Annotated in this window: 1 protein-coding gene; it reads left to right on the top strand. The window is 39.0% G+C overall.

Features of this window, described 5'->3' with window-relative positions; all coding sequences use genetic code 11:
- Positions 1 to 186 precede the first annotated feature (186 nt).
- Positions 187 to 346: helix-turn-helix domain-containing protein (locus JUJ52_RS23830; RefSeq protein ID WP_374489242.1), on the top strand; the 160-nt coding region annotated here is incomplete at its 3' end.

Here is a 346-nt window from a genome sequence, read left to right as displayed (position 1 = left end):
GCTAACTTGGTAAAGAAAAACACGTTACCACGTGGATCTTCGGACTCGTGCTGTTCGCGCCGGAGTCTCGCTTATTTCAGATGCTAAATGAATGATTCTAATCAAAAAACGAGCGATAATTAATTTCAAATACGATGACGCCCCCCTGAAGTTAGAGTAAAAAGTCTAACTTCAGGGGGTGTTTTTGTGGCTAAATATAGTGAAGAATTTAAAGTGAAGGTTGTCACCGAGAATATAGATGGAAATCTTTCATATCGTTCCTTAGCCAAAAAATATCATATGGGTAGCTTTACACCAATATATGAATGGGTGAAAAACTATGAACGTCACGGTATGGAGGGACTAG

This window comes from Virgibacillus sp. AGTR (assembly GCF_016919725.2).
GTDB lineage: Bacteria > Bacillota > Bacilli > Bacillales > Amphibacillaceae > Virgibacillus > Virgibacillus salarius.
The sequence above is the reverse complement of the archived record's forward strand: the minus strand, read 5'-3'. Positions and strand labels throughout refer to the sequence as shown.